Origin of the sequence: Pseudophaeobacter sp. EL27 (assembly GCF_900313025.1) — a bacterium.
Classification (GTDB): Bacteria; Pseudomonadota; Alphaproteobacteria; order Rhodobacterales; family Rhodobacteraceae; genus Pseudophaeobacter.
In genome coordinates, this window is sequence record NZ_OMPQ01000009.1 from 695937 (window position 1) to 714411 (window position 18475).

Below are 18475 nucleotides of genomic sequence, written 5' to 3' on the forward strand. Positions count from 1 at the left end.
CCCAGATCCCAATGACGTGCTCAGCCAACAACGGTTTGCTGAACAGGTCGGAAGCGCGGTTTCAGCCTTGGTGGATCAGGGTGGAGAAAAGACGTGGGTCCAAGCTTTTATCAGCAAAAAGTGGCCCCTGGGTCAGGATGCTGATGGCATCATGGCTGTGCAGGCTTTCCTGATGGCTGGCGACAATGCGGAAATCCTTGATTCGCGCATCGTTCTGCAGGGCTTCACAGAACAGCCGCGCCGCATCCTCGACAAAGATCGGATTGGCAGCGTTCAGCTCGGCAAAGGCCTGTTCATCCTCGCGCTTGACCATCACCTGGGTTTCAGTGGGCACGGCTTTGCGACAATGCTCGATCAGATCCTCAAACCAGAGGATTTCGCCCTCGGGATCCGCGGAAACCGAAATCCGCGCCACTGAGCGCTGCGAATGGGGTGTCGCCAATTGGCCCCGCGCCTGGCGCGCATGTTCGCTCAGCTCCAGCGAACAGGGGCAGGTCGACGAATAGACATAGTCCAGATGCATCACCTTGTGGCGAAGACCTTCTGACTGCACCAGCTCCAGTGCGATGTCATAATACTGATAGCCAGACAGGCCGGAACGGAGGCTTTCGATCCGCACCGGAAAGGAAAACCGCATCTGGATACGGGCATCCATACTGCCCAGATCCGTGAGGTAGTCGCTGAGTGCAGCCTCCATCACCTCAAAACTAAAGGTTTTTTCGGCATGTTTGTAAAAGGACCGCATGATCCGGGACATATTGATGCCCTTCTTGTCGGCCTCCAGGCTCACCGATCCGGTGATGCTGGTCTCTAGGGTCTGATCACCGCCATCGCGGCTGTGAAAGCGGATCGGCAGGCGAAAGTTGGAGATGCCAACGTGCTGGATCTGCTCTTTGGCACCACGGATCAAGCTGGCGGGTCCGTTTTGCAGGTCGGGTAGCGTGGCGCGATAGGCCTCATCGGAGACAAAATCCTCAGGGTAGTCACGCGACAACTCTGGGTAATTGCCCACTTCACGTCCCGGCAACAAACGCGCAACAGCTGGATCCAGCTGTGCCACCTCGGTCGGGGTTGCGGCTTCGGCCCACTGGCGCAGCAGGGCCAAGGCAGCTTCTGCGGCCTGACGGTCGGGCGCGTCAGAGAGATCACGCGTTGGGATATTCATGGCAAAATGCACTCCGATGGCGCCGCCCTGCAGGGGTGACGTTCAACTGATGTAGACCTTTACGGCGCAAAACTCAAAACAGATCCGCCAAATACGGCAGGTTTCGGCCCGGATCGGACGAAAGCATTCAATCCGGGGGCCTGCCCAAAGGTTCGGATCAGGCTAGCCTTGGGCCACTGCCAGCGCCTGGGAGAGATCCGCGATCAGGTCATCAACGTCTTCCAGACCCACCGAGAAACGCACCAGGCCAGGGGTAATACCCAACTCCACCTTCAACTCATCAGCAAGCCGCTGATGGGTGGTGGTTGCCGGATGGGTGGCAATGGATTTTGCATCACCCAGATTGTTGGAAATCACCGGAATGGTCAGCGCATTGAGGAAGCGGAAGGCAGCTTCTTTGCCGCCCTTCAGATCCAACGAGAGCACCGTGCCGCCGCGGCCATCCAGCTGGCTCTGCACCAGCGCATTTTGCGCATGATCCGCCAGTCCGGGGTAGATCGTGCGCTCGAGTGCCGCATGGCCCTGCAGGGCCGTGGCAATCTGCAGCGCGGTATCGGCCTGCGCCTTGACCCGTAGATCAATGGTCTCCAACCCTTTGAGCAGCGTCCAGGCATTAAAGGGGCTGAGCGAGCCACCGGTGTGCTTCATATAGGGTTCAAGCGTGCCGCGGATATAGTCCATGGTGCCCAGCACCACGCCGCCCAGTACCCGCCCCTGACCGTCGATATGTTTGGTCGCCGAATAGACCACTACATCAGCGCCTTGCTCGATCGCTTTCGAGAAGACAGGCGTGGAGAACACATTGTCCACAACCACTGTTGCGCCCACCTCATGCGCGATGGCAGAGACGGCGGTGATGTCGATGACCTCCAAAGTGGGGTTCGACATGCTCTCAAAGAACACGGCCTTGGTGTCGGGACGCATCGCCGCGCGCCATTGATCCAGATCGGTGCCATCGACAAATGTCACCTCAACGCCGTATCGCGTCAGGATGTTTTCCAGAATATAGAGACAGGATCCAAACAGAGCCTTGGCCGAAACCACGTGATCCCCAGCCTTTAGCAGAGATGTCAGCGCGCCGCTGACAGCCGCCATGCCAGAAGCGGTGGCAAAGGCATCTTCGGCGCCTTCCAACAGGGCAATACGCTCTTCGAACATGGCCACCGTCGGGTTGCCGTAGCGCGCATAGATGAACTCATCCGGGCCGGTCTCGATAAACCGCGCCTCTGCCTGCTCAGCACTATCGTAGACAAACCCCTGTGTCAGGAAGATCGCTTCGCTCACCTCATTGTACTGACTGCGGCGGGTACCGCCATGCACCAGCTTGGTGCGGTTGTTCCAGCTCTCACTCATCTCATGTCCTCCTGCGCCTATCGCGCAAAAAAAAGCCCCCGTTCGGCCAAGCGAAAGGGGGTCCTTCACATCCTGACCTCTTTAGCGGAATATTTTACGTGGCCCGCAATCCGGTTACAAATCGCCACACTGGTAGTGGCAAAGCCGATACGCCCCTTGCGCCACTCAGTCAAGCGTTTCGCGCGTATTGAGCACCCGATCACTCCCCTGTGATCCGTCCTCCCTCCAGCCAAGCTTGCTTGCCCAGGGCCTGCATGCTGTTATCGGCCAGAAGCTATGACAGACAAGTTTGTACAAAGGGCGGATCATGCAGGACGCAATCGCGCTATTTTACTGGCCGACACCAAACGGCTGGAAAATCTCCATCGCGCTGGAGGAAATGGGCCTGCCCTATGAGGTCAACTTGATTGACATCTCGGCTGGCGATCAGTTTGCGCGGGAGTTTCTGAAGATCGCCCCCAATAACCGGATGCCCGCCATTACCGACCCGGGTGGCCCCGATGGCGCGCCTGTCTCCCTGTTTGAAAGCGGCGCGATCCTGCAATATCTGGCACGCAAAACCGGGCGTTTCTACGGCAAGGGAGAGGCCCAGCATCTGGTGGTCGACCAATGGCTGATGTGGCAGATGGGCGGGCTGGGGCCGATGGCCGGCCAGGCGCATCATTTCCTGAAATATGCGCCTGATCCCATCCCCTACGCCAAGGACCGTTACCGCAGCGAGGTGGCGCGGCTCTACGGGGTTTTGGACAGACAGTTGGCAGAAAACGAATTTGTGGCAGGCGACAGTTTTACCATTGCCGATATGGCGATCTGGCCCTGGGCCTCATTGTGGGAAGGACAGGAGCAATCACTGGAGGATAAACCCCATATGGCGCGCTGGCTTGATCTGCTTTGGACCCGTCCTGGTGTGATCGCCGGGCGCAGCCTGGAGGCGGTACGGCGCGCAGACCGCTCAGACAGCCGCGCACAACAGGTTATCTTTGGCAAAGGCGCGACGGGGCAATAGCCCCGCCTGCTTCGGGTTTATACTGAGGCAGCTTAAGCCTCATCCTCGTCAGGCAGCCCATGTTCCTGGAACACCTTGCCCTGGAACATGAAGAAGGCAAACATCGCAACTGGCAGACCAAAAGTTTTGAAATAAACCCATGTATCGGTGCTCGTCAGACGCCAGATCAGCTCATTCGCCAGGGCAAGACCGAGGAAAAACATGCAGATACGACGGGTCAGGATCATCCAGCCCTCATGCTCCAGCGGCATCAGCTCTTCCATCACCAATTTGAGATAGCTTTGGCCGCGCAGCAGACCAATTCCCAAAGCACCCCCAAAGAGCAGATAGATCAGCGTCGGTTTCATCTTGAAAAACCGCTCATCGTTGAGCCAGACCGATAGCCCGCCCATAAACACCACCAGCACCAGCGTGGCCACCTGCATCTTTGACAGATGGCCCGTGAGTTTCCACAGCGCCAGAGTGGACAGAATCATCAGCGGGATGAAGGCCGCTGTGATGATGATGAAGCCCTTGTATTCCTGACCTGCGATCAGAAATACCTCTTCGCGCAGCTTGATGTAGCCGATGAAAAACAGAACAACAGGGCCAAGCTCCAGCACCATTTTTAGGGTTGGATTGATCTTCTTGGCTGCACTTGTGTCGCGCGTCATGGGATCTCCTGTAGGTCAGTTAGGTCAGTGCCTTGATCGGCGCTTTGGATGGTGGCCGTCAGCCGCCCATCTCCACTATCACGGCGCCCAGCGCGATCAAAGCCATCAAGGCAATGCGGCGGGGGCCTACGGTTTCTTTCAGCACCAGCCAGCCGATGAGGGCGGCAAAGACGGTGGAGGTCTCGCGCAGCACAGCAGCCTCGCCCACCTTGTCGAGCCGGGTGGCCAGCATTACGGCACCAAAGGAAGCAAAGGCGATCAACCCGCCAAAGAAGCCTTTGACCGCCAAGGGCACCAGCGCCGGTTTTTCTGCCATGCGGCGCCAGCGCAGATAGGCATAGGGCGGCATCGCCAACCCGTCGATCATGAAGAACCAGGCCAGGAAGGTAAAAGGATCTGCAGTGGCGCGGATACCGTAGGCATCATAGGTGGTGTAAAGCGCCACAAAAAGCCCGGTGACCAGCGCCAGAAACATCGCCACCCCCAGGGTTTCCCGGTGGGTTTCGAGGTAACGGTAGTTATAGGCTGCAAGACCAAAAATCCCCGCAAGCAAGACGCCGACGCCAGCCCATTGCACCAGCGAGAAGGTCTCGCCGAACAAATAATAGGAGCCAATCACCGTGAACAGTGGCCCGGTGCCACGCACCACGGGGTAGACCACCGTATAGCTGCCCTTGGTATAGGCCAGCGCCTGCAACACCTTATAGGCCACGTGAATAACCCAAACGGCAGCAAAGATCGCCCACATATGGGGTTCGGGCCAGGGTACCACAAAGAGCGCAAAAGGCGCGGCCATCAACCCGTAGGAGGCATCAATGGCGCCACGCGACAGCCACGGATCATGGCGCCCCTTTTGCAGAGCCCCAAAGATCGCGTGCAGAAAGGCCGCCATCAGGGCCAGGATCAGCGCCGCCTGATGGCCTGCCTCTGTACCTTCCAGGGAAATCAGCCAATCGCTCATTGGGGGAACTCAATCTGTTGTTGCGAGGGCACGCGTTGGGGGGTTTCCACCCCCAAACCCCCGGAGGATATTTTTAGCCAAATGAAGGCAGGAGGTCGGTGTTTTAGGATTGGTCAAGCCCGGTCAGAGCGGCGGCAAATTCTTCGGGATCAAAGGGAGCGAGGTCGTCGATCTGTTCCCCTACGCCAATGGCATGAATTGGCAGAGCAAACTTATCTGCCAGTGCCACCAGCACGCCCCCCTTGGCGGTGCCGTCCAATTTGGTCATCACCAGGCCAGAGACATCCGCAAGTTTCTGGAAGGTCTCAACCTGGCTGAGCGCGTTCTGGCCGGTGGTGGCATCCAGCACCAGCAGAGTATTATGCGGCGCGGTCTCGTCCTTTTTGCGGATGACGCGGATAATCTTGGAGAGTTCCTCCATCAGGTCGGCCCGGTTTTGCAACCGGCCGGCAGTGTCGATCATCAACAGATCTGCGCCATCTTCCTGAGCACGAGTCATGGCGTCATAGGCCAGGCTGGCGGGATCTGACCCTTCGGGGGCGGTTAGCACCGGCACCCCAGCACGATCCCCCCAGACCTGGAGCTGCTCAACCGCGGCGGCGCGAAAAGTGTCCCCAGCGGCAATTACCACGTTTTTTCCAGCGGCTTTGAACTGGCTGGCCAGTTTGCCGATGGTGGTTGTCTTACCGGAGCCATTGACACCGACCACCAGAACCACCTGGGGGCGATGCGCATAGATCGGCATAGGCTTGGCGACCTGCTCCATCACCCGGGCAACCTCGGCTGCCAGCAATTCCTTGATCTCGCGGGCAGAGAGTTTCTTGCCCAAACGTCCCTCGGCCATATTGGCGGTCACCCTCAGAGCGGTGTCCACCCCCATATCGGCGGCAATCAGCAGCTCCTCGAGCTGCTCCAGCATGTCGTCATCCAGGGTCCGGCGCTGCTCGGCCCCGCTGCCGCGTCCCACGAGACGTCCCAAGATACCTGCAGGCTTTTCGTTCTCGGGCGCTGGAGTTGGGTCTAGGGGCGGGGAGGCGGGCGCCACATCCGCCGCGGATGTTTCGACAGCTGCGGTCTGTTCGGTGCCGCCCTCATCAACAATTGCCTCCAGCCCCTCGTCCAGTTTTGACGAGGATTTGAACAAGCGCTCCTTGAGCTTTGAGAAAAACGCCATCAGGGCCTCCGCAACAGGGTTTCCCCATCACCTAATGCGGATTGCGCCGGGTTGCAAAGCGGATGGGCGTCGCAGTCAGGAAAAAGACAGATAAAATCCAGCCTGCGCCCCCCAATAGAGCGGCCAGACCAGATAGGGCGTGTAACGACGCATTGGATGATCTTCGGGCAGGACAAAGGTTTCAAAGGCCAGGATCACATCGGAGGTCTTAAACGCCAGAGCCGCGGGCAGCACCCAGAGCAAGGCTGGACTGGTCAGGCTTGTTGCCGCGACCCCCATGGAGAGGATGATGGGAATATAGATCAACACCGGGATTTTGAGCTCCCCGGCACGAGGAACCAAAACAATGACCATCATCACGCCCAGCACCCCAAAGGCAGCGGCGAGGCCCAGACCGGGCATCACCCAGATCTGGCTCAAATCGCTGCTGGGATGCCCAAGAAACAATACGACATAGGCCAGGTGCCCCAGGGCAAAGGCTCCAACCCCGCCCATAAATGCGGTATCGCCGTCACGCGACAGGAAGAAATCTCCCAGCGCACAGAGCGCCAACCCCAGGACCAACCAGATCGGCGCACTCAGGAGCAAAGCAGCGATAGCGAGCACTGCAACTGAAGCGGTCTTGAGCAGGCTGCGCAGAGCGCTTGGCGGGCGGGCGGTAAAGCCAAGATAGCCGAGAGCCGCCAGCAGGGCTGCTACCTCCAAGATACCTATGCCTGTCATTTGCCGTTCTCCTGTCTGAGCCACCCCTATGGGACAATCATGGCTCATGCTTGCCCCGAATGCCCCCCCCGGTCAAAGGTGACCCAAGGGGAGACAGAAGGAAAGCGATAGGCGCGGTGGTGCAAGCTCTTTGCCTAAAAGAGCGGCTCTGTCACAGTGAAAGACATGCGACAGCAGATGATTCTTTTTGCCGTGATGATTGCGCTGCCCCTGTCCGGGCAGGCGGCAGAACCGATGGGGGGCGCGGAATTTGATCGCTACACCCAAGGAAAGACGCTTTTTTATGGCTTTGATGGCACCGCCTATGGGGTGGAACGCTACCTGTCCGGTCGTCGTGTCATCTGGTCCTTTTTGGATGGGCGCTGCCAGAGTGGCCAATGGTATGAGGAGGGCAAGCAGATCTGTTTTGTCTATGAAGACAACAACATTCCCCAATGCTGGAGCTTTGTGCTCACCCCAAAAGGCCTGACCGCACGGTTCCAAAATGACCCACAGGCCACCGAACTCTATGAATCCGGTGACATTGATGAGGAAATGCTCTGTCTTGGACCAGAGGTCGGGGTTTAATCCCGCTGCAGCCTATTCTTCTGGACTCTGTGCCACTGCTTTTGAAGCGAGATCCAGCGTCCCATCTGCAAATTCAATGCTGAGTGACGGGGCCTTTGCGGCCTGGACCTGGGTGGTGATCACCTCTGAACCGCTGCGCACAACCGCATAGCCACGCGACAAGGTCGCCTTATAGCTCAGGATATCCAGTTGACGCCCGGCGGCTTCCAACTGTTGGTTTTGCCGGGCAATCCGCACCGACTGGGCTGCAACCATACGGGCGTTCAACTTCTCCAGATCCGCCTTTTGTCGGGTGACTTCACGCGCAATCGGATAGGGAGAGAGCTTGGCAATTGCGGTCTCAAACTGCCCTCTGCGGCGCTGAACCAGGCTGCGCAGGGTGGCAGGTCGCAAACCAGCCGAGGCCCGGCTCAGACTGACCTGTCGCTGTTGCACCGCCGTCATCAGGGCGCGGGGCAGATTGTAGCTTGCCTGATCCAGGCGCTGGCGCGGGGTTTCCAACAGGCTCTCAGCACGCGGCATGGCGCGGGACAGATCATTCAGCCGCTGGCGACGCTGCTGCACCACCTGACTGGTGCCCCGCAACAGACGTGCGCCCTGATCTTCAACCCAGGCCATCAGCTCCAGCCGCACCGGCACCGCCAGCTCTGCTGCCGCTGTCGGGGTCGGGGCGCGGCGATCCGAGACAAAGTCGATCAAGGTGGTATCCGTCTCATGGCCCACAGCCGAGATTAGCGGAATATCCGAGGCTGCAGCGGCACGGGCCACCACCTCTTCATTAAAGCCCCAGAGATCCTCAATCGCGCCGCCACCACGGGCCACAATGATCAGATCCGGCCGCGGCAAAGCCCCACCGGGGGTCATTTTATTAAACCCTTCAATGGCATGAGCCACCTCTGGCGCACAATTGGGGCCCTGCACGGCCACTGGCCAGACCAGCACTTTACGTGGGAATCGCTCGCGTAAGCGATGCAGGATATCGCGAATCACCGCCCCGGAGGGGGAAGTCACCACGCCAATGATATGCGGCAGATAGGGCAGCGACTTCTTGCGCTCCGGGGCAAACAAGCCCTCAGCTTCGAGCTGCTTTTTGCGTTTTTCCAACAGCGCCATCAGGGCACCCTGCCCCGCAACGGCCACCTCATCTACGTTCATATTGTATTTGGACTGCGCCCCAAAGGCGGTCAGACGGCCAGTGACGACCACTTCCAACCCCTCTTCGGGCACCACCGACAAGCTGGAGATCTGCCCCTTCCAGGTGGTACAGGCCAGCACCGACCGGTCATCTTTGATATCGTAATAGAGATGGCCCGAGCGCGCCTTGAACACGCGCCCCACTTCGCCGCGCACCCGGATACGGCCAAAGGTACCTTCCAGTGTTCGCTTAACCTCACCGGAAATTTCGGACACGCTGAATTCCGGAGCATTCTGACCGGGGGTAGGATCATCAAAGAGGTCGGACACGTAGGCAGCGCTCCTGCGGCAAAGTTGGCGTTCTGAGCCTGCATTGAGCGCAGGTTCTTGTTTTGCGGGCTCGCGCAGCATAGAACCCGCCGCAAGCAAGGCAAGCCCCGACGAATGGCTTTGGGGTCCATGGGTGCAACTGGTTCTGATTTCTGGATGGCAGATCGGATCAGCAGATCGGAGACGACGCTATGAATATTCTTATCCTTGGCAGTGGCGGGCGTGAACATGCTCTGGCCTGGGCCGTGATGCAGAACCCAAAATGTGACAAACTGATCGTCGCGCCCGGCAATGCAGGCATCGCCCAAATCGCGGAATGCGCCGATCTCGACATCATGGATGGGGCTGCGGTCACCATCTTTGTCGAAGAAAACGCCATCGGCTTTGTCATCATTGGCCCCGAAGCGCCCTTGGCAACCGGTGTGGCCGACCGGCTGCGCGAGGCCGGTGTTCTGGTCTTTGGCCCCTCCGAGGCCGCCGCGCGTCTGGAAGCCTCCAAGAGCTTTACCAAGGAAGTCTGCGATGCTGCACAGGCCCCGACTGCGGGCTATGGTCATTTCACCGATGCAGCGGCTGCCAAGGCTCATATACGTCAGCACGGTGCACCTACCGTGGTGAAGGCGGATGGTCTGGCCGCCGGTAAAGGCGTGATCATCGCCATGAGTGAAGACGAAGCCCTGGATGCGATTGACGACATGTTTGGCGGCGCCTTTGGTGGCGCTGGTGCTGAAGTGGTGATCGAAGAGTTTATGGAAGGCGAAGAAGCATCACTCTTTGTGCTGGTCGATGGCGAAGAAGTGCTGTCGATTGGCTCCGCCCAAGACCATAAACGTGTTGGTGAGGGTGATACCGGTCCAAACACCGGCGGTATGGGCGCCTATTCGCCCGCGCCGGTGCTGACGGCGGCAATTGAAGCCAAGGCGATGGAGGAGATTGTCAAACCAACGATGAAGGTGATGGCTGACCGCGGCATGCCCTATCAGGGGGTGCTCTATGCCGGCCTGATGATCAAGGACGGCCAACCGCGTCTGGTGGAATACAATGTGCGCTTTGGTGACCCCGAGTGTCAGGTGCTGATGATGCGTTTGGGAGCCCAAGCGTTGGATCTGATGCAATCCGCCGCCGAAGGCCGCCTGGCAGAGGCACAGGTCAACTGGGGCGACGACCATGCCATCACCGTGGTCATGGCTGCCAAGGGATACCCAGGCTCGTACGAAAAAGGCACCTTGATCAAAGGCCTGGACGCTCTACCTGAAGACAGCTCCAACATGGTTTTCCATGCGGGAACAGCCGCGAAGGATGGCACAATTGTCGCCACGGGCGGACGCGTTCTCAACGTGACCGCACGGGGTACGAGCCTGAAAGAAGCACGCGACCGGGCCTATGCAATGGCGGCTCAGGTCGACTGGAGCGAAGGATTCTTCCGCCGCGATATCGGCTGGCGCGCGCTGGATTGATCCAAGTTCTGATGAGCGTGCCGGGGGCTCTGCCCCCGCCGCCTCCGGCGACTCCCCCGGGATATTTTTAGCCAAATGAAGATGGCAGGGGCTTTGACCTTCATTTGGCTAAAAATATCCTGGGGGTGAGCGCCTTGCGCGAGGGGGCAAAGCCCCCTTTGACGGAAACCTTTGAAACTGGGCCGCCTTTGACAAAGGCGAAGCCCAGGTTCCGCTATAAACTCAAGACAACAAAAGTCTAAGAATAGGCCAGATATGATCATCCGCGAAAAAACTGGCCTCTTTGAGTTGCTCTTTGCCACCAGGGGCTCGGTTCTGCCCCGTATACTGCCGCGTATCCTAGTCGTGTCGCTTTTGGCGCTGTTCATTGTTTGGCTGGATGGCTCTGTTGTCCCCCTACCCCATCTGGATGCGGCACCCTTTGCCGTTTTTGGTATTGCGCTATCGTTGTTTCTCGGTTTTCGCAACAATGCCGCCTATGAACGCTGGTGGGAGGGACGCAGGCTCTGGGGGCAACTGGTGGCGGATATGCGTTCCTTGGCCCGCGACTGCGAAGTGTTTCTACCGGAGGAAACAAGTCGACATGAGGTCCTGCGCCTGGCCTTGGATTTTGTGCACTTGCACCGGGTCAATCTGCGCCGCCTACGAGGTCCCGATGTGACACAGAAATGGTCCGCAGAAGATTTCAGCCAAGCGCCTCATCCGCCCTGTGCCGCCCTCAATGCTGCCAATCTCGCCATCGCCAAGGCCGCCCCGGATGGCTTTGCCCGCAAGGCCCTTTCAGAACGACTATGCTCACTCGCCTTGGCGCAGGCGGGTTGTGAGCGTATCGCGACCACGCCGCTGCCCTATGTTTATTCGCTCTTGGTGTTTCGTACCACCTACCTCTATTGCCTGCTCATCCCTTTTGCTCTGTTGGAAAATGCAGCCTGGATGACTCCGATCTTTGTTGCCATCATTGCCTATGTGTTTTTTGGTCTGGCAGAGGTTACTGAAGAACTGGCCCAGCCATTTGGGGTAACGGTTAACGGCTTGCCTCTGGATGCGATGTGCCGAACGGTGGAGATTTCCTTGGCACCCCATTTGGGCATCACAGCCCCTCCTGCATTGGAACCTCAGGGTTACTATTTAAGCTAACGCCTCGTAATATCCTCCTTTTCAGGGGTACTATGACCGTCAAAGCTGTTTTCATAGCGATCTTCCAAAGCTACAGTCCCCACAAGATCTTGGAGGAACGATGGAACAACAGCCCTGTTCGGACAAGCTAGACCAGCTTTTTGACTCGCGGGACCTGGCGAAACTGGCCTTTGACTTTGCGCCTGTTGGCATCGTCGTTACGGAAAACCGGGTCCTGCGCGAATGCAATCAACGTTTTTGTCAGATGTTTGGCTATGCGCGAAACGAGCTCCTGGATCAACTGTTTGCCTTTCTCTATCCCTCTGAAGAAGAATTTCAAAATCTGCGCACTCGCGGTGACAAGATCCTGGGTCAGGGCAACCCCTATTGGGATGAACGGGTGATGCAGCGTAAGAATGGCGAGCTGTTCTGGGTCAGGGTGCGCGGGCATACCTTCACCCCCGAAGCTCCTCTGGGTCGTGCAGTCTGGAGTTTTGCTGATCTCTCAACCCTGCGCCCCTATCTGCCGCTGACCCGGCGCGAAAGGGAAGTCTACTCACTGCTCGGCGAAGGTCAGACCAGCAAGGAAATCGCTCGCTCTCTAGATCTCAGCTACCGCACGGTCGAGGTGCATCGTGCACGTTTGCTCAAGAAGATGGGCGTCAACAATACTGCCAGCCTATTTTCTTCGCTGGGCGATATCGGAGGCGATCATGTGGTGCGCAACGCTACCCCCTAAGTCGCTACAACGCCTTTGTTACCAATCCGCCATGGCCTTGGCTTTCTGCGGCCAGCCTCGGCCTAAGGTGCCAAGCTCATGCTAAAACAAAGAAAGAGGGAGCTCCCGCGCGCTTAGGCATTCAAAGAATACCACACCCTTGGGCCTAGCGCCGCGCTGGCGCGCGGCGCTGTTCTTGCTACCGCATCGCTAGCAAGACGAGAAAGTTACAGGCAGTCCAGCGCAGACTGTAGGCTCGACTGGCCAGTAAAAGGGCCAATGTCGCGGCGATGGATTTCTCCTTTGGCCAGCCGTACAGCGACCAGTCTTTGCCAGCTGGCATCAACCAAGACCAGCTCTGGGGCTTCAGCACAGTTGCGCAAACCCGAGGTGATAAAATCGTCTCCGATACGATGATTGGTCAAGCCTGACATCGCAGCCACCTGCGTGAGTGCGCCCGCTTCAAACCGCCAAATTCGCAAGGTCTTTGCTAGATGTGGTCGGTCGACATAGGCAAGCTCAACCTGCCCGTCATTGTCAAGATCAGCTGCCGCAATCGGCGCCAGCCAACGAAAGCGGGTTCCGATCGGGGGAGTGGCAGCAATCTTTGCCCCACGTTGATCGTAGATCGCCAGCTGTGCGCCCAGAGAGGCGTCACTCTCGACCACCATAATCTCACGTTGCCCATCTCCATCAAGATCTATCAAGCGCGGCGCGAGATCTTCAAAGACACGCGATTGCGGCAATCGCACTACAACGGTTCCATGCCGTTCAACCGCGTCCTGGCTCAGTTGATTCTGAGCCGTATTGCTCCAATGGATAAGAAGGCTGCCATATTCAATCTCATCCCCCAACACCCCATGTGGATAGCGGCTGGTCGGATTGGAAAACTCCGCAGCTGTGATCTCTGCCGCCAAAGGTGACACGCCTGCAACCGCAGCTACAAACACGCCCCCTTGCCACGCGCGGCGGGGCAGACCGAACCACAGGCGCGACATCAGACGCCGCGCCAGGGTCCGTACAGGCATCAGATCTGCTTTTCAGGCATCTGAACGATCAGGCCTTCCAGTGCATCCGTCACCTTCACCTGACAGGTCAGGCGCGAGCGGGCAGGATCCGGTTCAAAAGCAAAATCCAACATGTCCTCTTCCATGTCATCCTTGGCCGGGAGCTTCTCTACCCAATCCGGGTGGATATAGACATGACAGGTTGAACAGGCACAGGCGCCACCACAATCTGCTTCAATGCCCGGAACATTATTGTCGCGGGCGCCTTCCATCACTGTCAGGCCATTGGCTACTTCCACAACATGCTCAGTGCCATTGTGTTCGACATAGGTAATCTTTGCCATCGTTTGCTATTCCCCTTCTCGGTACTTAGCTGAATGTGTAGCCAAGCCCCTGCGCCTGTACCAGCCCAATTTGTACAGATATATATCAGGGGTGAGTTCCCACCCCAAATGTTCTGCCTTTTCCCAACAATATCGCGTTTTTTGCAACAGGCTATTTTGAGAAAACCAGGCTCTCCTCCAATCTTCACGGTGTCTTCCTCGGCCTTCCACTGCGGTGGCCTGGTTTCAGCCAGCAGACTGCCACTTCCCAGGCTTCACCCAGAACGCCTGTCGCACCGCAATACAGGCTACAGGCTACTTCCAAAGATGCCAAAGTGCCCCCGCGGCTAGGTTTCTTGCACCAAGGCCCAGGCACCTGCGTGTGCCTGCCGCTGCGCTCAACTGGCAGGAGGCCGCGTGCATTTAAGTCGCTCACATCACCACCCAAGACCTTGGAGATAGCCGTTCCATGCGGGGTCTCTTGGCCATGGAACAGGGGATCAGGAGGATCTGACCTTTGCGCCCATTCAGGTTCTGGGCTAGGCTGACGCCAAACAGCAGTCTAAAAGGCTGGCAAAAAGGGTGGCCAAGGGAATCACCCAAAGAGATCGAGCACCTATAGGCATGACCAGACCAAATTCACCTCTTGTTGTCAGCCTGTCGCTCATTTTGACCATGGGACTTGGCGCCTGCGTTCCCCAACAGCTGGCAACCGACGCTGCAGCCTCCCCGCCTGAGGCCCCTCCCGGCGCGCCTCCGGGCACCTGCTGGCACCGCAACACCAGCCCGGCGGTCATCCAAACCGTCACCGACCAGATTGTCGTCAGCCCAGCTGTGCTCGATGCGACGGGTCAGATCACCCAGCCTGCGGTGTTTCGAACCGTCACCCGTCAGGAGATTGTCCAGCCCCGCCGCGACACCTGGCTTGAAACCCCCTGCCCGGAACAGATGACGCCCGAGTTCATCGCCTCGCTGCAACGCGCCCTCGCAGCGAGGGGGTTTTATCGCGGCATCGCATCTGGCCAGATTGACCGCGCAACCAGACTGGCCATTCGCCGCTACCAAAAAGAAACCGGACAGGACAGCAGCACCCTATCGCTGGACACTGCCCGACAGCTGGGCCTGATCGCCATCGCCCAGTAACAAAGGGTACCCAATCCGCCCTCCCCATAGACCTGGGCTTACAAGCAGTCGACGAACAACGAGGCGGAACTCAGCCCAGAGTTCCCCAAGCGGCCCTGCTCTGCTAGAACCACTGCAAAGAGCAGGCTTATGCTAGAGCCGCCCGCCCCGCCCGGAACACTCATCTGGCGCAACAACGATGGAGACCAGAGAGATCATGCCAAACGACCGCTTGCCAAAAACCGGCTTTTTGTCCGCTGCTTCAGCACCATTGCGTGAAATGCTGGAAAGTCAGGCAAGCGAAATACGCCTCTCCAACGGGGAGACCCTGTTTGAGCAGGGTGACACTGGAGATGCATTCTATGCCATCATTGAGGGGTCTTTGGAGTTCTCCATCCTGTCCGCTGCGGGCCGCAAGCTCTCGCTTGACCTGATGCGTCCCGGCGCTGTCTTTGGCGAAATTGTTTTATTTGACCCCGGCCTACGCACTGCCACAGTGACCGCCGCAGAGCCCAGCCGATTGCTGCGTCTGCGCAACCGTGACATTCTGAACCAGATCCAGAAACATCCAGAACTGGCCGGAGATCTCTTGCGCCTGGCAGGGCAACGGATGCGATGGATGAATATGCAGCTGAATGAGCAGGTCTTTCTGCCGATGCCGGTCCGGCTCGCCCGTAAACTGCTCTATCTGGCGCCTGATAGTGGCAACGGACGGCTGGCCCTGTCGCAGGCTGAACTGGCAGAATATGTGGGGGCCACCCGCGAGGCTGTCTCCAAGACACTGTCGAATTGGAAGCGCAGCCAGCTGATCGAAATCAGCCGAGGCGGGTTGCAGATACTGGACCGCAGCGCCCTTGCGCTGCTGGCGGAACCAGAATCGATCTAACCGACATCAGGATTTGTAAGCTGCCCCGCAAAGCCCAAAGCCTGCGGAGCCAACTGATTTTAGTTATGATCCTTGCGCCATTCAGCAGGGGTCTGGGTCTCTGCCTGCCAAATTCCGCGGCCAGCGGCCTGCGCCTGAGCCGCTTCCGGCAGGTAATGCCCCTGCTCTTCATCTGGCCAGGCCAGCCCCTCTGCCACCAATAGCGCGCCGACGTCCAGGCCATCGGCCTTGCAGGAGGCCAGGTAGTGACCATAGCTGTCTTGCTCATTGCTGAAGCACTCAATCCGCTCTGCGCTGCGTAGCAGGTCCCCGATCCGGTCCTCAGCCTCCGCTGCACATTCCCAGTGGCCACCCTCGGCAGTGTTGCACTGCTGCGCAACCTCGGGCGCATCAATCCCCACCAGGCGAATGCGCAGGCTGCCCAAGCCCAGGAAATCACCCTCGATGATCCGGAAGGTGCCGCCCGGCACGGAAAGCAGAGGATTCAAAACACCGGCGAGGCGCTGAATGCTGTGCAATTCCAAAAACACCTTCGCCGAGGCGGAGTCGCCTTTTGGCAAATCAGCAGCAAAAACCGTGCTGGCAGCAAACGCAAAGACAGCACTTACAAGGGTAGGTTTTATCATCATCAGGTGACCATTCTGGTTATGGGTTAGCGTAACGTCAGCCAGGACTGTGCACTCAAAGTGTCCAAGATTCTGTTAACTCTCACCAGATTTTCTCCTCTTCCAGGCAACACAGGCCCTCACCGCCTGGGAAATCCAGAAAACTCCTCATTCTTTTTTGCCTCCTGTGAAGCAGTTCACAGAACCCTGACCACAGCTCTGAAATAGTCTCCCTACGGCAGACATTATCATTCCATCCCGATGACTGCCTGTTCCATAAAAGAGCCGTATGCCCGCCAGCATATGGCTCTTTCCCTTTTGGGGGAGGTCTTTGGGACCAGGATCTCCAACAAAAAGGCCGGGGAGTCCCCGGCCTTTTGTCTAAATTTGCACTGTAGCAACCGCCTATTTCAGCAGGTTCAAAGCCACAAACCGTGGATCACCATTGCGCCGGACCAACAGCAAGAGCGACTTGCGTCCAGCTTCTTTTGCCTCAGCAATGCGGGTCTCCAATCCACTGATGGTCGATACCTTCTGTTGTCCTGCCTCGGTGATCACATCACCCGCCCGCAGGCCCTTTTCCCAGGCTTCGGAGACTTCATTAACGGACAGAATAACCAATCCATCCGTACCAGCCGAAAGGTTCAATTCGCCTCGGATCTCGTCGGTCAGCACCCCGATGGAGAGGCCCAGAAGCTCTTTCTCGGTGACTTTAGGCGTCTCGCTGTCACCGCCTGTCGTGGTGCTGGCTTCGCGCTCAGCATCCTCCCGGCGACCAAGGGTCACCTTCAGAGTTTCGGTTTTGCCCTCACGGTAGACGACTACCCGAACCGTCTTACCCACCTCAGTATTGCCAACGGTACGCACCAGGCTGCGGGTGTTTTTGACCTCTTCACCATCAAAGCTGAGAATCACATCCCCTGCTTGCAGACCGGCCTCTTTGGAGGGGCCTTCCGGCACATCAGTGACCAGCGCGCCTTTTGCGTCTTCCAGACCCATGGCCTCGGCCACATCATCGCTCACATCCTGAATGCGCACACCCAACCAGCCGCGACGGGTTTCACCAAACTCTTTCAACTGGACGACAACCTTGCTCACCACATTGGAGGCCATGGAAAAACCGATACCGATCGAGCCGCCATTGGGAGACAGGATCGCGGTATTCACCCCAACCACATAACCATCCATGTTGAACAGTGGCCCACCGGAGTTGCCCCGGTTGATCGCTGCATCGGTCTGGATGTAATCGTCATAGGAACCGGAAAGCTCGCGGTTGCGGGCCGAGACAATCCCGGCAGAAAGCGAAAACCCCTGGCCCAGCGGATTGCCCATGGCCACGACCCAATCGCCGACACGGGCTGTATCGCTATCACCGAAGGTGACAAATTTCAGCGGCGCTGAAGCCTCGACTTTGAGCAGGGCAATATCCGTATTAGGATCGGTGCCAATTACCTTGGCTGGCAACAGCTCTTTGGGCTGTCCATCACCAGGGAAGAATTCGATTTGGATCTCATCCGCATCGGCAATCACGTGGTTGTTGGTGACGATATAGCCATCCTCTGAGATCACGAACCCCGAGCCCAGCGCAGAAGAACGCTGCGGGCGGTTGCCGTTGCCACCATTGTTGCCGCCGTTGCGGTCCTGAAACTCGCGAAAAAAATCTTCAAAGGGCGAGCCCTCGGGCACAATGCCCTGCGGACCGGTGCGACCCTCAATGACGGTGGAGGTGGTGATATTCACCACAGCTGGGCTGATCTCCTCCGCCAGCGGTGCCAGGCTTTCGGGGCGCGCCTGTGCCGATAGCATCTGCGCCATCACCATCACCAGGCTAAGTACCCCCAACCAAAGCACGCGCCACATGGTGGCCTGTCCGCTTTGTTCTTTTGAAACTGCAATCGCCTTGGGCTGCACGGAGTTCCTCCTTGTCATCACCATTCCTGTTTTTGCCATCTTCTTGTTCTGCCCTCATCCCCAGATCTGATTGCCAAGAGCTGCAAGACATCGACCTGTGCCAGACACAGGCATTATCCTACAGGAGCTTGGTTCCAATGTAGGGGGAGAATTTCCTTTCACAACACCTGTAAGAGCGGATCAATTGGTTGTGAAAAATTTGGGTCATTTTCCGCTCCTCAAGATGTCCGGTTCTCAGCTGCAATTGTAGCACTGTTCAGGCTG

General features: G+C 58.0%; 18 protein-coding genes and 1 riboswitch. Of the genes, 7 read left to right on the forward strand and 11 right to left on the reverse strand.

What is annotated here, in order from left to right; translation table 11 throughout:
* Positions 1 to 61: 61 nt before the first annotated feature.
* Together folE2 and metZ are read right to left on the reverse strand one after the other, a co-directional pair.
* On the reverse strand, positions 62 to 1165 hold the full coding sequence (gene folE2 / locus ED661_RS11015) for a GTP cyclohydrolase FolE2 (RefSeq protein ID WP_122073929.1): 1104 nt from the start codon (positions 1163 to 1165) through the stop codon (positions 62 to 64).
* 162 nt (positions 1166 to 1327) lie between these two features.
* Positions 1328 to 2518 (reverse strand): O-succinylhomoserine sulfhydrylase, encoded by a 1191-nt coding sequence (gene metZ / locus ED661_RS11020; protein WP_122073930.1) that lies wholly within the window; start codon positions 2516 to 2518, stop codon positions 1328 to 1330.
* Positions 2519 to 2578: 60 nt separating this feature from the next.
* A riboswitch (SAM riboswitch) is annotated at positions 2579 to 2656 on the reverse strand.
* Positions 2657 to 2825: 169 nt separating this feature from the next.
* Between metZ and ED661_RS11025 the strand changes: the two genes are divergently transcribed.
* On the forward strand, positions 2826 to 3524 hold the full coding sequence (locus ED661_RS11025) for a glutathione S-transferase family protein (RefSeq protein WP_122073931.1): 699 nt from the start codon (positions 2826 to 2828) through the stop codon (positions 3522 to 3524).
* Positions 3525 to 3556: 32 nt separating this feature from the next.
* On the opposite strand, the gene ED661_RS11030 is transcribed toward ED661_RS11025, so the two are convergent.
* From ED661_RS11030 to ED661_RS11045, 4 genes are all read right to left on the reverse strand, one after another.
* Positions 3557 to 4177, reverse strand: a complete 621-nt coding sequence (locus ED661_RS11030; protein WP_122073932.1) for an inner membrane-spanning protein YciB — start codon at positions 4175 to 4177, stop codon at positions 3557 to 3559.
* 58 nt (positions 4178 to 4235) lie between these two features.
* Positions 4236 to 5138: a DMT family transporter gene (locus ED661_RS11035; protein WP_122073933.1), complete on the reverse strand. Its 903-nt coding sequence runs from the start codon at positions 5136 to 5138 to the stop codon at positions 4236 to 4238.
* 103 nt (positions 5139 to 5241) lie between these two features.
* On the reverse strand, positions 5242 to 6312 hold the full coding sequence (gene ftsY / locus ED661_RS11040; protein ID WP_122073934.1) for a signal recognition particle-docking protein FtsY: 1071 nt from the start codon (positions 6310 to 6312) through the stop codon (positions 5242 to 5244).
* A 75-nt stretch (positions 6313 to 6387) separates the two neighbouring features.
* Positions 6388 to 7035 carry a lysoplasmalogenase gene (locus ED661_RS11045; RefSeq protein ID WP_122073935.1) on the reverse strand — a complete coding sequence of 216 codons (648 nt, stop codon included), beginning with the start codon at positions 7033 to 7035 and terminating at the stop codon, positions 6388 to 6390.
* A gap of 177 nt (positions 7036 to 7212) precedes the next feature.
* On the opposite strand from ED661_RS11045, the gene ED661_RS11050 reads away from it, so the two are divergent.
* Positions 7213 to 7602, forward strand: a complete 390-nt coding sequence (locus ED661_RS11050) for a hypothetical protein (RefSeq protein ID WP_371412432.1) — start codon at positions 7213 to 7215, stop codon at positions 7600 to 7602.
* Positions 7603 to 7614: 12 nt separating this feature from the next.
* Here ED661_RS11050 and xseA read toward each other — a convergent pair whose 3' ends face one another.
* Positions 7615 to 9066 (reverse strand): exodeoxyribonuclease VII large subunit, encoded by a 1452-nt coding sequence (gene xseA / locus ED661_RS11055; RefSeq protein WP_122074114.1) that lies wholly within the window; start codon positions 9064 to 9066, stop codon positions 7615 to 7617.
* A 191-nt stretch (positions 9067 to 9257) separates the two neighbouring features.
* Between xseA and purD the strand changes: the two genes are divergently transcribed.
* The 3 genes from purD to ED661_RS11070 all read left to right on the forward strand — a co-directional run bounded on the left by purD (position 9258) and on the right by ED661_RS11070 (position 12378).
* A complete protein-coding gene (gene purD, locus ED661_RS11060) occupies positions 9258 to 10523 on the forward strand; it encodes a phosphoribosylamine--glycine ligase (RefSeq protein WP_122073936.1) in 1266 nt (421 codons plus the stop codon).
* Positions 10524 to 10778: 255 nt separating this feature from the next.
* On the forward strand, positions 10779 to 11660 hold the full coding sequence (locus ED661_RS11065) for a bestrophin family protein (RefSeq protein WP_122073937.1): 882 nt from the start codon (positions 10779 to 10781) through the stop codon (positions 11658 to 11660).
* Between the two features lie 100 nt (positions 11661 to 11760).
* Positions 11761 to 12378, forward strand: coding sequence for a LuxR C-terminal-related transcriptional regulator (locus ED661_RS11070; protein WP_122073938.1), 618 nt, complete (start codon positions 11761 to 11763; stop codon positions 12376 to 12378).
* Positions 12379 to 12584: 206 nt separating this feature from the next.
* On the opposite strand, the gene ED661_RS11075 is transcribed toward ED661_RS11070, so the two are convergent.
* Both ED661_RS11075 and ED661_RS11080 read right to left on the reverse strand, forming a co-directional pair.
* Complete coding sequence (locus ED661_RS11075) at positions 12585 to 13385, reverse strand: VCBS repeat-containing protein (protein ID WP_122073939.1); 801 nt, start codon at positions 13383 to 13385, stop codon at positions 12585 to 12587.
* Positions 13385 to 13708, reverse strand: a complete 324-nt coding sequence (locus tag ED661_RS11080; RefSeq protein ID WP_122073940.1) for a 2Fe-2S iron-sulfur cluster-binding protein — start codon at positions 13706 to 13708, stop codon at positions 13385 to 13387. Before ED661_RS11080 ends, ED661_RS11075 begins: the two co-directional genes overlap by 1 nt.
* 603 nt (positions 13709 to 14311) lie before the next feature.
* On the opposite strand from ED661_RS11080, the gene ED661_RS11085 reads away from it, so the two are divergent.
* A complete protein-coding gene (locus ED661_RS11085) occupies positions 14312 to 14830 on the forward strand; it encodes a peptidoglycan-binding protein (protein WP_122073941.1) in 519 nt (172 codons plus the stop codon).
* A 196-nt stretch (positions 14831 to 15026) separates the two neighbouring features.
* Positions 15027 to 15695 carry a Crp/Fnr family transcriptional regulator gene (locus tag ED661_RS11090; RefSeq protein WP_122074115.1) on the forward strand — a complete coding sequence of 223 codons (669 nt, stop codon included), beginning with the start codon at positions 15027 to 15029 and terminating at the stop codon, positions 15693 to 15695.
* Positions 15696 to 15754: 59 nt separating this feature from the next.
* On the opposite strand, the gene ED661_RS11095 is transcribed toward ED661_RS11090, so the two are convergent.
* Entirely contained in the window at positions 15755 to 16324 is a 570-nt protein-coding gene (locus tag ED661_RS11095; RefSeq protein ID WP_122073942.1) for a thermonuclease family protein, read from the reverse strand.
* A 381-nt stretch (positions 16325 to 16705) separates the two neighbouring features.
* The gene (locus ED661_RS11100; protein ID WP_174214172.1) at positions 16706 to 18250 is read right to left on the reverse strand and encodes a Do family serine endopeptidase; all 1545 of its coding nucleotides are present in this window, start codon (positions 18248 to 18250) and stop codon (positions 16706 to 16708) included.
* Positions 18251 to 18475: the final 225 nt, after the last annotated feature.